At 43.3% G+C, this 12,485-nt stretch carries 15 protein-coding genes and 2 pseudogenes; 14 read left to right on the top strand and 3 right to left on the bottom strand.

Annotation, left to right across the window (positions count from 1 at the left end; genetic code table 11):
• Position 1: 1 nt before the first annotated feature.
• A pseudogene (locus V6D41_RS02380) lies at positions 2-738 on the top strand (peptidoglycan recognition protein family protein).
• Positions 739-987: 249 nt separating this feature from the next.
• On the top strand, positions 988-1,719 hold the full coding sequence (locus tag V6D41_RS02375; RefSeq protein WP_333517161.1) for an SGNH/GDSL hydrolase family protein: 732 nt from the start codon (positions 988-990) through the stop codon (positions 1,717-1,719).
• A gap of 304 nt (positions 1,720-2,023) precedes the next feature.
• Here V6D41_RS02375 and V6D41_RS02370 read toward each other — a convergent pair whose 3' ends face one another.
• Positions 2,024-2,164 (bottom strand): sporulation histidine kinase inhibitor Sda, encoded by a 141-nt coding sequence (locus V6D41_RS02370; protein ID WP_003226124.1) that lies wholly within the window; start codon positions 2,162-2,164, stop codon positions 2,024-2,026.
• 357 nt (positions 2,165-2,521) lie between these two features.
• Between V6D41_RS02370 and V6D41_RS02365 the strand changes: the two genes are divergently transcribed.
• From V6D41_RS02365 to V6D41_RS02330, 8 genes are read left to right on the top strand one after another with little or no spacing between them, the layout of a single operon-like run.
• A complete protein-coding gene (locus tag V6D41_RS02365; RefSeq protein ID WP_087990787.1) occupies positions 2,522-3,040 on the top strand; it encodes a YqeG family HAD IIIA-type phosphatase in 519 nt (172 codons plus the stop codon).
• Positions 3,041-3,043: 3 nt separating this feature from the next.
• Positions 3,044-4,144, top strand: coding sequence for a ribosome biogenesis GTPase YqeH (yqeH, locus tag V6D41_RS02360; protein ID WP_333517160.1), 1,101 nt, complete (start codon positions 3,044-3,046; stop codon positions 4,142-4,144).
• An 18-nt stretch (positions 4,145-4,162) separates the two neighbouring features.
• Positions 4,163-5,005 (top strand): shikimate dehydrogenase, encoded by an 843-nt coding sequence (gene aroE / locus V6D41_RS02355; protein ID WP_333517159.1) that lies wholly within the window; start codon positions 4,163-4,165, stop codon positions 5,003-5,005.
• Positions 4,999-5,289 (top strand): ribosome assembly RNA-binding protein YhbY, encoded by a 291-nt coding sequence (gene yhbY / locus V6D41_RS02350; RefSeq protein WP_003226133.1) that lies wholly within the window; start codon positions 4,999-5,001, stop codon positions 5,287-5,289. Before aroE ends, yhbY begins: the two co-directional genes overlap by 7 nt.
• A gap of 11 nt (positions 5,290-5,300) precedes the next feature.
• Positions 5,301-5,870 (top strand): nicotinate-nucleotide adenylyltransferase, encoded by a 570-nt coding sequence (locus tag V6D41_RS02345; RefSeq protein WP_333517158.1) that lies wholly within the window; start codon positions 5,301-5,303, stop codon positions 5,868-5,870.
• A complete protein-coding gene (yqeK, locus tag V6D41_RS02340) occupies positions 5,860-6,420 on the top strand; it encodes a bis(5'-nucleosyl)-tetraphosphatase (symmetrical) YqeK (protein WP_087990783.1) in 561 nt (186 codons plus the stop codon). The genes V6D41_RS02345 and yqeK overlap by 11 nt, the downstream gene beginning before the upstream one ends.
• A gap of 17 nt (positions 6,421-6,437) precedes the next feature.
• Positions 6,438-6,794, top strand: a complete 357-nt coding sequence (rsfS, locus tag V6D41_RS02335) for a ribosome silencing factor (protein ID WP_019258939.1) — start codon at positions 6,438-6,440, stop codon at positions 6,792-6,794.
• The gene (locus tag V6D41_RS02330; RefSeq protein ID WP_333517157.1) at positions 6,791-7,534 is read left to right on the top strand and encodes a class I SAM-dependent DNA methyltransferase; all 744 of its coding nucleotides are present in this window, start codon (positions 6,791-6,793) and stop codon (positions 7,532-7,534) included. Before rsfS ends, V6D41_RS02330 begins: the two co-directional genes overlap by 4 nt.
• 65 nt (positions 7,535-7,599) lie before the next feature.
• Here the strand turns inward: V6D41_RS02330 and comER are convergent, their stop codons facing one another.
• A complete protein-coding gene (comER, locus tag V6D41_RS02325; RefSeq protein ID WP_333517156.1) occupies positions 7,600-8,421 on the bottom strand; it encodes a late competence protein ComER in 822 nt (273 codons plus the stop codon).
• Between the two features lie 83 nt (positions 8,422-8,504).
• Here comER and V6D41_RS02320 point away from each other — a divergent pair, with 83 nt between their 5' ends.
• From V6D41_RS02320 to V6D41_RS02310, 3 genes and pseudogenes are all read left to right on the top strand, one after another.
• On the top strand, positions 8,505-9,119 hold the full coding sequence (locus V6D41_RS02320; RefSeq protein WP_333517155.1) for a helix-hairpin-helix domain-containing protein: 615 nt from the start codon (positions 8,505-8,507) through the stop codon (positions 9,117-9,119).
• 65 nt (positions 9,120-9,184) lie between these two features.
• On the top strand, positions 9,185-9,754 hold the full coding sequence (locus tag V6D41_RS02315) for a ComE operon protein 2 (RefSeq protein ID WP_003237106.1): 570 nt from the start codon (positions 9,185-9,187) through the stop codon (positions 9,752-9,754).
• A gap of 3 nt (positions 9,755-9,757) precedes the next feature.
• Positions 9,758-12,087: pseudogene (locus V6D41_RS02310) on the top strand (DNA internalization-related competence protein ComEC/Rec2).
• A gap of 40 nt (positions 12,088-12,127) precedes the next feature.
• On the opposite strand, the gene V6D41_RS02305 reads toward V6D41_RS02310, so the two are convergent.
• Positions 12,128-12,262, bottom strand: coding sequence for a YqzM family protein (locus V6D41_RS02305; RefSeq protein ID WP_003229983.1), 135 nt, complete (start codon positions 12,260-12,262; stop codon positions 12,128-12,130).
• Positions 12,263-12,302: 40 nt separating this feature from the next.
• On the opposite strand from V6D41_RS02305, the gene V6D41_RS02300 reads away from it, so the two are divergent.
• A complete protein-coding gene (locus V6D41_RS02300) occupies positions 12,303-12,452 on the top strand; it encodes a hypothetical protein (protein WP_202327128.1) in 150 nt (49 codons plus the stop codon).
• Positions 12,453-12,485: the final 33 nt, after the last annotated feature.

The following is a 12,485-nucleotide window of genomic DNA, read 5'->3' as shown; positions in this document are numbered from 1 at the left end:
AATGGTCACGATAAAAAAGGATTTTATTCCGGCATCGAACGATAATCGTCCGGGCTATGCGCTGACTCCTGCTTATATTACGGTTCATAATACAGCGAATACCGCCAAAGGCGCTGATGCGAAAATGCACGCCAATTATGTGAAAAATCGAAGCACTTCTGTCAGCTGGCATTTTACAGTTGATGATTCAGTCATTTATCAGCATCTCCCGATAGATGAAAATGGCTGGCATGCGGGTGACGGCACAAATGGGACAGGGAACCGCAAATCAATCGGGATTGAAATCTGCGAAAATGCTGATGGCGATTTTGAAAAAGCAACAGCAAATGCCCAGTGGCTGATCCGAAAAATATTCCATTGAAACATGTCGTTCCCCACAAAAAATGGTCCGGGAAGGACTGTCCGGGCAAACTCTTGGAGCACTGGAGTTCTTTTATAAACGGAATTTCTTTCTCCGATACACCTCCAAAAGAGTCATCTCCATCTTATCCGCTGCCGTCGGGGATGATAAAACTCACTTCGCCTTATTGAAAGGGCACGAAAATCCTTCAGCTGCAAAAGGCTTTAGCCGCGCTTCATTTTTACCCTGATAAGGGAGCCGAAAATAATGGAATTGACGGAGTTTACGGACCGAAAACCGCAAATGCCGTCAAGCGTTTTCAGCTTATGAACGGATTAACTGCAGACGGCATCTATGGACCAAAAACAAAGGCCAAGCTTAAATCGAAGTTAAAGTGAACACAGGGTAAGGGATAACCTGTGTCTAGTGCGGATTCAGGTTATTTTCTTCTCTGTGGTTTGTGTGTTTTTTCGATTGAGAAGAAGGGAATTTTAAGAGAATCATCCTATGTCGTAATGAAAGCAGCATGATTTTCACTAAGGGGGACACGTTAACAATAGGAAAAAACAGTAATAACAAAAAAACTCTTCGTTGAACGAAGGGGAACAGAGGTATAACATTAAGGTGAGGCTTTTGGGGGTGTAAAGATGAAGCATTTTTTTATCCTTTTCCTTCTACTGTCCGTTACAGCAGGATGCGAGGGTAAGGGATACGAAGACGTTGTAGCATTTGGTGACAGCAATACGCGAGGCTCTAATTGGGACTACCGCGATTATCCAAAAGCACAGCAATGGGTTAATATGTTAAAAACGGCTGAACGCGGAAAGCTTGATATACTCAATGCGGGAATTGGCGGACAGACGACAGAGGATGCACGTCTGCGGTTTCAGACAGATGTGCTGGATCAAAAACCGAAGTATTTGTTTATTATGTTCGGCACAAATGACGCCGCGATACTGACTGAGGGGAAACCGAGAGTATCGAAGCAGCGTTTTAGAGAAAATCTCGTTTATTTTATTAAAGAAAGCAGAGAAGACGGGATCAAACCAATCCTAATGACATGTATCCCAATTATAGAAGGAAACGGGAAGCACCATCTGTTTTACTATTCGAGATATAAAGCAGCTGCTTTTGAACCAAAGGGCGGGGCGAGAAAATGGCACAATTCATACAACGATATTACAAGAGATGTGTCGGAGCGCCTGAATGTCCCTCTTGTAGATAACTGGAAGCATTTTATAGAAGCAGGCGGCGGAAAAGCAACTGATGAAGCGCTTATCCAATCCGGTCTGATAGATCCTTCAGGCAATCATATGACACCTAAAGGGGCAAGGATTGTATATGAAGGAATACAAGATGGGCAGGTTTTGAAGTACTGAGCCGGACAACGGCCTAAGCCGTTTTATTTCTTCTACATAGGCTGTTATAAACCTTATGTAAGGAGGCGCTTCAATGTATGGCGCAGGCAGAGCATATGGATACGCTTTTATCGTTGTTTTAGTTGTTGTTCTCCTGGTTGTGGGCGGCATATATTGGTTAGCATAGTTACCGTCCCTTGAAAACACCTCTTTTTAGGGGTGTTTTTTACTGAAAACAGTAGTAAAGCGCGCAACCGAAGTGATATAATATCAGTCATCTGAGTAAAAAAAGGAAATACGCCCGGAAAAAATAGACAAGTTCCTATTAAGAAGATACGGAAATAATATGTCCGAGCGATCTTCTTTTTATTTCGTTTTCAATTAACTCGATAAAGTCACGGTTTAAATTCATTTCGGTGGCTTTGAAATAAGATTCTATTAGTAATTCATCAGACAGTTTTCTCATGCTAGGAACCCAATTAATGGGAGTGGCACCTCCTTAAAAGTTGGAATCATTCATGATTTTAATGCATACATTGATACGTTGCGTACATCTGAGGCTGAAGTTATCTTTAATCTACCATGAAATGCATATAAGAACAATCGTTCTGTTATCCACACCAGAAAGTGGATAACCTGTGAGTATCGTGTTTATAATTTGTCTAAAGAGTGATGTAATAAGAGTGGATAGTGTGTGTAATTTTATCCACAACTGGTGAAGAAACCCAATTTTTGTCGAAATTTTTTTGCTCAGTTTTTCTTTAGGCACAAGTTCGATTTTTTTCGACAATCATTTTAAAGAGAAAAGGGAAGGGTGCGGGTTTTGTTAAAAAAGTTTTTTTTACCTGACGAGTTCGTGAAAAATATTTTTCATATTACGCCTGAGAAATTAAAGGAACGAAATGTAAAAGGAATTATTACTGATCTGGATAATACGCTTGTTGAGTGGGACAGGCCGAACGCGACGCCGCGTTTGATCGAGTGGTTTGAAGAAATGAAGGACCACGGCATTAAAGTGACGATTGTCTCTAATAATAATGAAAGAAGAGTAAAACTTTTCTCAGAGCCGCTTGGAATCCCATTCATCTACAAAGCAAGAAAACCAATGGGCAAAGCCTTTAACAGAGCTGTGCGCAATATGGAGCTGAAAAAAGAGGACTGCGTGGTCATCGGAGATCAGCTCATGACCGATGTACTCGGGGGAAATCGAAACGGCTACCATACGATTTTGGTCGTACCTGTTGCTTCATCTGACGGGTTTATTACGCGCTTTAACCGCCAGGTCGAACGCAGAATACTGAGTGCTCTCAAACGAAAAGGGCACATTCAGTGGGAGGAGTAAGAAATGGAAAAGGTTGTTTGTATCGGCTGCGGAGTGACAATCCAAACCGAGGACAAAACAGGTCTGGGATACGCGCCGCCTGCATCGCTTACGAAAGAAAATGTGATTTGCCAGCGCTGCTTCAGACTGAAAAACTATAATGAAATACAAGATGTTTCCTTAACGGATGATGATTTCTTAAACATTCTTCACGGTATTGGGGAAACGGATTCTCTAGTTGTTAAAATTGTTGATATTTTTGATTTTAACGGCAGCTGGATCAATGGGCTGCAGCGTTTGGTGGGGGGAAACCCTATCTTATTGATTGGCAATAAAGCTGATATTTTGCCTAAGTCACTGAAAAGAGAGCGTCTGATCCAGTGGATGAAGCGTGAAGCGAAAGAGCTTGGCTTAAAACCGGTTGACGTATTTTTGGTCAGTGCGGGACGCGGCCAGGGGATCAGAGAAGTCATTGATGCGATTGAGTATTATCGCAACGATAAAGATGTCTATGTTGTTGGGTGTACAAATGTAGGGAAGTCAACCTTTATTAACCGTATTATTAAAGAAGTATCAGGTGAAGAAGATATCATTACGACATCCCAATTTCCTGGCACAACTCTTGATGCAATTGAAATCCCGCTGGACGACGGCTCATCGCTTTATGATACACCGGGCATTATCAACCATCATCAAATGGCGCATTATGTCAATAAAAAGGATCTTAAAATACTATCTCCTAAAAAGGAGCTGAAACCTCGCACATTCCAGCTTAACGATCAGCAAACACTGTATTTCGGCGGGCTTGCAAGGTTCGATTATGTGTCCGGAGAAAGGGCTCCTTTTATTTGCTATATGCCGAATGAGCTGATGATTCATAGGACAAAACTGGAAAATGCAGACGCGCTTTATGAAAAGCATGCAGGGGAATTGCTCACACCTCCGGGAAAAGATGAAATGGATGAGTTTCCGGAATTGGTCGCCCATACGTTTACGATAAAAGACAATAAGACAGATATCGTTTTCTCAGGGTTAGGCTGGGTAACAGTGCATGACGCCGATAAAAAAGTAACTGCTTACGCGCCAAAAGGCGTTCACGTATTTGTTCGGCGCTCATTAATTTAATGAAAAGGGGAGAGGAGCATGAAAAAGCTGTACGGAGTTATTGGCAATCCGATTGGCCATTCCATGTCACCTGATATTCACAACGCATCATTGAAAGATCTCGGTCTAGACGGACATTACCATGCTTTCAAGGTAGAAGAGAATGATCTGGAAGATGCGGTAAAAGGAATAAGAGCACTTGGCGTACAAGGAATCAATGTGACTGTTCCGCATAAGGTTTCCATTATGGATTACCTGGATCATATTGATGATAGTGCAAAAGTGATCGGTGCCGTAAACACGGTGAGAAGAGAGAGAGACAAGCTTGTCGGATACAATACCGACGGGGAAGGCTTTGTGAAGTCATTAATGAAGGTATTGGACAAGCCCATCTCTGAACTGTCATTTTTAATGATCGGCGCGGGCGGAGCAGCAAGAGCCATTTTCACAACAATTGCCCGCAATGTTCCGATAAAGTTTGACATTTGCAACCGGACGTTAGAAAAAGCAAAGCAGCTTACAGAATCCACTCCCTCATTTCAAAATAAAGAAGTGTTAAGCATAAAAGAAGCAGAAGAGCGGCTTGAGCAGTATGATGTGATTATCCATACAACGTCTGTGGGCATGTATCCAAACGTGAACGATGTGCCAATTTCATTACAGCGTGCCGCAAGCAGTGCCGTTGTATGTGATATCGTGTATAATCCAATTCAGACGGCTCTTTTAAAAGAAGCAAACCAAAAAGGCCTGAAAACACTAGATGGAGTAGGCATGTTTGTAGAACAGGCAGCATTGTCTTTCCAATTGTGGACTGGACAAGAGCCTGATATTGAAAAAATGAGATCAATTGTTATAGGAAAATTAGGAGGAACAGAATGTTAACAGGTAAACAAAAACGTTTTTTACGTTCAAAAGCGCATCATTTAACGCCGATTTTTCAAGTAGGCAAAGGCGGAGTAAACGACAACATGATTAAACAAATTGCTGAGGCGCTTGAAGCGAGAGAGCTGATTAAAGTCAGCGTTCTTCAGAATTGTGAAGAGGATAAAAACGATGTTGCGGAAGCTCTTGTAAAAGGAAGCCGCTCTCAATTGGTGCAGACAATCGGCAATACGATTGTGTTATATAAGGAATCAAAGGAAAATAAACAAATCGAGCTTCCTTAAAGGTGGTTGAAATGAAGAAAATCGGTATTTTCGGAGGCACGTTTGACCCTCCGCATAACGGCCACCTCTTAATGGCGAATGAGGTGCTGTTTCAGGCGGGGCTTGATGAAATTTGGTTTATGCCCAATCAAATTCCGCCGCATAAACAGAAAGAAAACTATACGGACAGCTTTCATCGCGTGGAAATGCTGAAGCTTGCGATTCAGTCTAATCCGTCCTTTAAGCTGGAGCTGGCTGAAATGGAAAGAGAAGGGCCTTCCTATACGTTTGATACTGTTTCTTTACTGAAGAAGCGTTATCCGAATAATCAGCTGTTCTTTATTATCGGTGCTGATATGATTGAATATTTACCGAAATGGTATAAGCTGGATGAGTTGCTGAACCTCATTCAATTTATTGGAGTAAAGCGCCCCGGTTTTCATGTTGAAACCCCTTATCCGCTTCTCTTTGCAGACGTTCCGGAATTTGAGGTATCATCAACTATGATAAGGGAACGGTTTAAAAGCAAGAAACCCACTGACTACTTAATCCCTGATAAAGTGAAGAAGTATGTAGAGGAGAATGGTTTATATGAATCGTGAGGAGGCACTTGCCTGCGTTAAGCAGCAATTGACCGAACACCGATATATCCACACGATTGGTGTGATGAACACGGCGATCGAACTTGCGGAGCGTTTTGGAGCCAACCCTAAAAAAGCGGAAACAGCGGCTATCTTTCATGATTATGCCAAATTCCGCCCGAAAGAAGAAATGAAACAAATTATTGCGCGAGAAAAAATGCCTTCGCATTTATTGGATCATAATCCGGAGCTGTGGCACGCTCCGGTCGGCGCTTATTTGGTCCAAAGAGAAGCGGGGATTCAAGATGAAGACATTCTTGACGCCATCAGGTATCATACCTCTGGACGGCCTGGCATGACACTTTTAGAAAAAGTGATTTACGTTGCCGATTACATTGAACCAAACCGGGCATTTCCCGGTGTCGATGAGGTGCGTAAACTTGCCGAGACAGATTTGAATCAAGCGCTGATTCAATCCATTAAAAATACAATGATGTTTCTTATGAAAAAAAATCAACCGGTTTTTCCAGACACATTTTCAACGTATAACTGGCTTGTGTCCGGCAACTGAACAGGAGGAATTTGTGAATGAACCAAAAGTCCATTTTAAAGATCGCAGCTGCGGCTTGCGATGATAAACGGGCAGAGGATATTTTAGCACTGGATATGGAAGGCATATCTCTGGTTGCTGATTATTTTCTGATCTGCCACGGGAATTCAGATAAACAGGTGCAGGCGATTGCCCGTGAAATCAAGGATCAGGCCGAAGAAAACGGCATTCAAATCAAAAAGATGGAAGGCTTCGATGAAGCAAGATGGGTACTCGTTGACCTTGGCGATGTGATTGTGCATGTCTTCCACAAGGATGAAAGAAGCTACTACAATCTGGAAAAACTGTGGGGAGACGCTCCGCTCGCAGATCTTGAGCTTGGAATGAACCAATGATTTACCAAGGCTTTGCAAGTGTGTATGACGAGTTAATGTCGCACGCACCTTACGATCAATGGACAAAGTGGATTGAAGCAGCTCTCCCGGAAAAAGGCCGTATCCTCGATCTGGCATGCGGCACAGGGGAAATCTCAGTCCGGCTTGCCAAAAAAGGCTTCGAGGTCACGGGGATCGACCTCAGTGAGGAAATGCTTGCTTACGCCCAGCAAAAGGTCTACAGTAACCAGCCGATTCTTTTTCTTCAGCAGGATATGAGAGACATTACTGGCTTTGACGGCCAGTTTGACGCTGTTGTGATATGCTGTGACTCTTTAAATTATTTAAAAACGAAGAATGATGTGATCGAGACCTTCAAAAGTGTATTTCGGGTGTTGAAACCTGAAGGCATTTTGCTATTTGATGTTCATTCATCTTATAAAGTCGGTGAAGTCTTTCCGGATAGCACATTTGCTGACCAGGATGAAGATATCAGCTATATTTGGCAGAGTTTTGCCGGAAGTGAAGAGCTTTCTGTCATTCATGATATGTCGTTTTTTGTGCGGAACGGAGAAGCGTATGACCGTTTTGATGAGACGCACGAGCAAAGAACGTTCCCGGTGGATGAATATGAAGAAATGCTGAGGAACTGCGGCTTTCAGCTGCACGGCGTGACAGCTGATTTTACAGATTTAGAACCAACAACACAATCAGAACGCCTATTTTTCAAGGCGCAGAAATCAAAAACCATCGTTTCCTAAGACGATGGTTTTTTAAAATGCTTTTTTATGCTTTTGCAGTGCAGACAAAAGTATGACATACTCGTCTACACATGAAACTGCTTCTTCACTGCGGAAATATCCTCCTCGTACTTCATATGAGTATTTTGGAATACCCGGTGAAACATATCCTGCACACCGCTTTCCAGCGCTTTAATGCCTTCTCCTGTCACACCGCCTTTAACACAGACCTTTTCCTGTAACGCGGGCAGGGTATACAATTCGGTTTCTAGCAGTTTACCCATTCCGACAAGCATTTCCTTACACATCAGAATAGCATCCTGTTTGGACACTGACGTTTCCGAAACGGCCGCATCTATAAACCGCTGAATCAGATAGCTCATAAAAGCGGGGCCGCAGCTTACGATATCTGATGCCACCCTCGTGATGTCACTTTCAATTTGCAGCGGATGAGAGATATGCTTCATGAGCTCATTGATTTTCGTTTTTGCAAATTCTCCGCAGCTTGTGCCGAAAGTGACGAGAGAAACGCCTGCCAGCGCTCTGTTTGTAATACTGGGAATTACTCGCGCCACTTGACACGGTACATATTGCTCGAGTTGTTGAGTTTGAACCGGGCTTGTAATTGAAATGAGAATATGGTCCTTTCTTAAATAAGGCGTCGCTCTTGCTAGTAAAGGATATATATCAAGCGGCTTAACACAAATAAAAATCATCTCGTTTTCAGAAACAAGCTTTTCAAGGCTTTCTGTTACGTTTATGCTGTTGTAGCGGTTTTTTATGTGTAACGCTTTTTCAATTGTGCGGTTTGTGATTGTTATGTTTGAGGGATCGGCTGCTTTTGATTCAATAAATGACTCTATAAGGATCGTACCCATATTTCCTGTGCCGATAAAACCAATCTTCAATGATTTCCCCTCCTTTGAGCTATTATCCTCTAAACCATATGTGTGATGAAAATAAATTATGACGAAAGCGGGGAACATGCACGATGAATTGGTTGTATCAGCATAAAAAAGCAATCATTTTAGCGGCTTCTGCAGCTGCTTTCATAGCGGTTATTTTCGTTTTGGCCAGCAGGGAAAACAAAGAGCCGGTGAAGCAGGCTGTATCAACTGAGACAGAAAATACGGAGGTAAAGCAGGAGGCGGTAAAAGACGAGAACGATACCATTGTGATTGATATAAAGGGTGCTGTTCAGCATCCTGGCGTGTATGAAATGCGAACAGGGGACAGAGTATCTCAGGCGATTGAGAAAGCGGGCGGGACCGGTGAACAAGCAGATGAAATGCAAGTGAATTTGGCGGAGCTGCTGCAGGACGGGACAGTGGTGTACATCCCGAAAAAGGGAGAAGAGACAACGATGCAGCAAGGATCCGGAGGCGCTGTGAAAAGCGATGGAGGGAAGGAAGCACCGGTAAATATCAATACAGCAACCTTAGAGGAATTACAGGGCATCTCAGGGGTGGGGCCATCAAAGGCTGAAGCTATTATTGCATTCCGGGAAGAAAACGGGCGTTTCCAGACAATTGAAGAGATCACTAAAGTTTCAGGAATCGGTGAGAAGTCGCTTGAGAAAATAAAGTCTTCCATTACAGTAAAGTGATTTGACGGTCATGCATAATGATAGGTAAACTAAGGTCAGGCAACACAACATTTGGAGGGAACAACGTGGAACGAATTTCATGGAATCAATACTTTATGGCTCAAAGCCATTTACTGGCGCTGCGCAGCACCTGCCCAAGATTGTCTGTCGGCGCTACTATAGTCAGAGACAAACGCATGATTGCAGGAGGATATAATGGGTCAATCGCGGGCGGCGTACACTGCGCAGACGAAGGCTGCCTCATGATAGATGACCATTGCGCAAGAACGATTCACGCTGAAATGAATGCGATTCTTCAATGCTCTAAGTTTGGGGTGCCGACTGATGGAGCTGAGATTTATGTGACGCATTATCCGTGCATACAATGCTGTAAATCTATCATTCAAGCGGGTATCAAAACGGTTTATTATGCTGAGGATTACAAAACGAATCCGTACGCACAGGAATTATTTGAACAGGCGGGTGTAACTGTTGAACAGGTTGAACTCGATGAAATGATTGTTGATCTGAAAAACAGGGAAAAGCTTTCATTTGTAGCGGGTCTTTTAGAGAAACTGGCGGATGCGGGTCTTGCAGAGGAAGATTTGAAAAAGATACATGAACAGGCGAATACACTCTTCACGAGCTACGTGTGATGAATGCGTAATTCGCGTTTGTTATTGCCTTTGGCGGCAGCTTCAGCAACGGCTGGAATTACTGCCGCCGCTTATTTCTCCGCTGTTTTTCTTTTCTTCCTCTTTCTCCTCATCATTTTAATCAAAACGAGACACGCTGTTCTCATTTTGGTTAGTTTCTTCTCTTTTATATTGTTTTTTGCACTGTATGCAGTCGCAGATTCCAAGAATGTCTCTGTATATCAGCGGGGCACCTATCAAGCCAAGGCAGTAATTTACAGCATTCCAAAAATTGACGGCGACCGTATGTCTATGGTAGTTAAGACGCCTGATGGCGAAAAATGGGCCGCTTCGTACCGCATTCAGTCTGCTGAAGAAAAAGATCAGCTGTCATATCTAGAGCCAGGAATGGCATGTGAATGGACTGGTGCCTTGGAAGAACCTAAACACGCAACCGTGCCGGGCGCATTTGATTATAACGAATATCTTTACCGGCAGCATATTCACTGGAACTATTCTGTTACATCTATTCAAAAGTGCAGCGAACCTGTAAATGTCAGTTATAAAATGCTCAGTTTAAGAAAAGACATCGTGTCATTCACAAACAGCCTGCTGCCTCCTGATTCGGCAGGAATCGTACAAGCTCTTATAGTAGGAGACAGATTTTACGTGGAAGCCGAGGTGCTTAACGCGTATCAAAAGCTTGGTGTCGTCCATCTCTTGGCGATTTCAGGACTCCACGTCGGCATTTTGACAGCCGGCTTGTTTTATATCATGATCCGTATTGGAATAACAAGAGAAAAGGCGTCAATCCTGTTGCTGTTATTTCTGCCGCTCTATGTGATGTTGACAGGCGCTGCTCCTTCAGTGCTACGCGCCGCTCTGGTGTCGGGTATTTACTTAGCTGGAAGTCTCGTTAAATGGCGTGTACATGCTGCGGGGGCAATCTGCACTTCATACATCGTCCTCTTGCTCTTCAATCCTTACCATCTCTTTGAAGCAGGTTTTCAGCTGTCATTCGCCGTGAGTTTTTCTTTAATTCTTTCTTCTTCTATTTTTCAGCATGTTAAAACCTCTTTAGGTCAGCTGACAATGGTATCACTGATCGCTCAGCTGGGTTCACTCCCCATTCTCCTGCATCATTTCCAGCAGTTTTCTATGATCAGCGTCCTGATGAACATGGTGCTTGTTCCTATTTATACATTCTGTGTTTTGCCGGGGACTATAGCAGGTGTTTTTTTATTAATCCTTTCTGCTTCGGCTGGCCGATGGTTCTTCAGCTGGTTTGATTTCTTGATGAGCTGGACCAACAGGCTGATCACAAGAATCGCAGATATTGATGTATTCACAATTATCATTGCACGTCCCGCACCTATTCTGCTCTTTTTATTCACGGTCACAATCATTCTAATGTTTATGGCGATTGAAAAACGCTCTTTTTCTCAGCTGATGGTAACTGGCGGCATTTGCTGCGCGATGTTCTGTCTTCTCTTTATATATCCTCGTCTTAGTTCTGAAGGAGAGGTCGATATGATTGATATTGGGCAGGGTGACAGCATGTATGTAGGTGCTCCGCATCAGCGGGGTCATGTTTTAATTGATACTGGCGGCACTTTGTCTTATTCGTCAGAGCCTTGGCGGGAAAAACAGCATCCGTTTTCACTCGGGGAAAAGGTGCTGATTCCGTTTTTAACCGTTAAGGGGGTCAAACAGCTTGATGCGTTAATTCTCACGCACGCTGACCAAGATCATATTGGAGAGGCGGAGACTCTGCTGAAGCATCATAAAGTGAAGCGCCTCGTGATTCCGAAAGGGTTCGTTTCTGAACCTAAGGATGAGAAAGTGCTGCAGGCAGCCAGAGGGGAGGGAGTGCCAATTGAAGAGGTGAAGCGAGGTGATGTATTGCAAATAAAGGATTTACAGTTCTATGTACTGTCACCGGACGGACCTGATCCGGCAAGCAAAAATAATTCTTCTCTCGTTCTGTGGATGAAAACAGGCGGTATGAGCTGGATATTGACAGGTGATCTGGAGAAAGAAGGGGAACAGGAAGTTATGAGCGTGTTTCCGAATCTAAAAGCAGACGTGTTAAAGGTGGGGCACCATGGAAGCAAAGGCTCTACCGGTGAAGATTTCATCAAACAGATTCAGCCGGAAACGGCCATTATCTCAGCAGGGGAAAACAATCGGTACCATCATCCCCATCAAGAAGTTCTGCAAATATTACAGAGACATTCCATCCGCGTGCTGCGCACCGACCAAAGCGGAACGATCCAATATAGATATAAAAACAGAGTTGGAACCTTTTCTGTCTATCCCCCATATGATACATCAGAATAACAGAGACGAACTAAAAAAAGACTGCCGAGAAATCAGCAGCCCGGGCAGTCGCTGTTATGAACCAACCAGGTGAATAACCGTTGCCATGACAAACAAGAAGGCGAAAAATCCGAAGGACACAACAAAACCAACAGCTGAATCTACAGCATCATTTCGTTTGCTTTGAACGTTTTTTTCAAAATCATTCAATTTAATCCCTCCTGACTGATTTAAGTATAATGGAATTGTTTTGAAAAATCTAGAAGCTAAGGTAACGTTTTCTGTTCTGGTGATTATCGCCTTTTTACAAGCTGTCCCGGGGGCTTGCGATCAGGCGTTTAATATAAATGGGGAAGCAGCAGTCAGGCTTCCTCTTTACTATTTTGTAAACTCAATTTAGGATAGAAGGGGATGATGAAAGAGAGGAAGTCGT

It is taken from the genome of Bacillus sp. 0102A, assembly GCF_036765155.1.
GTDB classification, from domain to species: domain Bacteria; phylum Bacillota; class Bacilli; order Bacillales; family Bacillaceae; genus Bacillus; species Bacillus subtilis_G.
This window is presented reverse-complemented; position numbering and strand designations above follow the sequence as displayed.

What these genes read in the sequence shown, in the direction of transcription:
- aroE (WP_333517159.1), top strand. Translation starts at nt 4,163, where the DNA reads ATGAAAAAGCTGTACGGAGTTATTGGCAATCCGATTGGCCATTCCATG.
- rsfS (WP_019258939.1), top strand. Translation starts at nt 6,438, where the DNA reads ATGAACCAAAAGTCCATTTTAAAGATCGCAGCTGCGGCTTGCGATGAT.
- yqeH (WP_333517160.1), top strand. Translation starts at nt 3,044, where the DNA reads ATGGAAAAGGTTGTTTGTATCGGCTGCGGAGTGACAATCCAAACCGAG.
- V6D41_RS02330 (WP_333517157.1), top strand. Translation starts at nt 6,791, where the DNA reads ATGATTTACCAAGGCTTTGCAAGTGTGTATGACGAGTTAATGTCGCAC.
- V6D41_RS02375 (WP_333517161.1), top strand. Translation starts at nt 988, where the DNA reads ATGAAGCATTTTTTTATCCTTTTCCTTCTACTGTCCGTTACAGCAGGA.
- yhbY (WP_003226133.1), top strand. Translation starts at nt 4,999, where the DNA reads ATGTTAACAGGTAAACAAAAACGTTTTTTACGTTCAAAAGCGCATCAT.
- V6D41_RS02345 (WP_333517158.1), top strand. Translation starts at nt 5,301, where the DNA reads ATGAAGAAAATCGGTATTTTCGGAGGCACGTTTGACCCTCCGCATAAC.
- yqeK (WP_087990783.1), top strand. Translation starts at nt 5,860, where the DNA reads ATGAATCGTGAGGAGGCACTTGCCTGCGTTAAGCAGCAATTGACCGAA.
- V6D41_RS02320 (WP_333517155.1), top strand. Translation starts at nt 8,505, where the DNA reads ATGAATTGGTTGTATCAGCATAAAAAAGCAATCATTTTAGCGGCTTCT.
- V6D41_RS02370 (WP_003226124.1), bottom strand. Translation starts at nt 2,164, where the DNA reads ATGAGAAAACTGTCTGATGAATTACTAATAGAATCTTATTTCAAAGCC.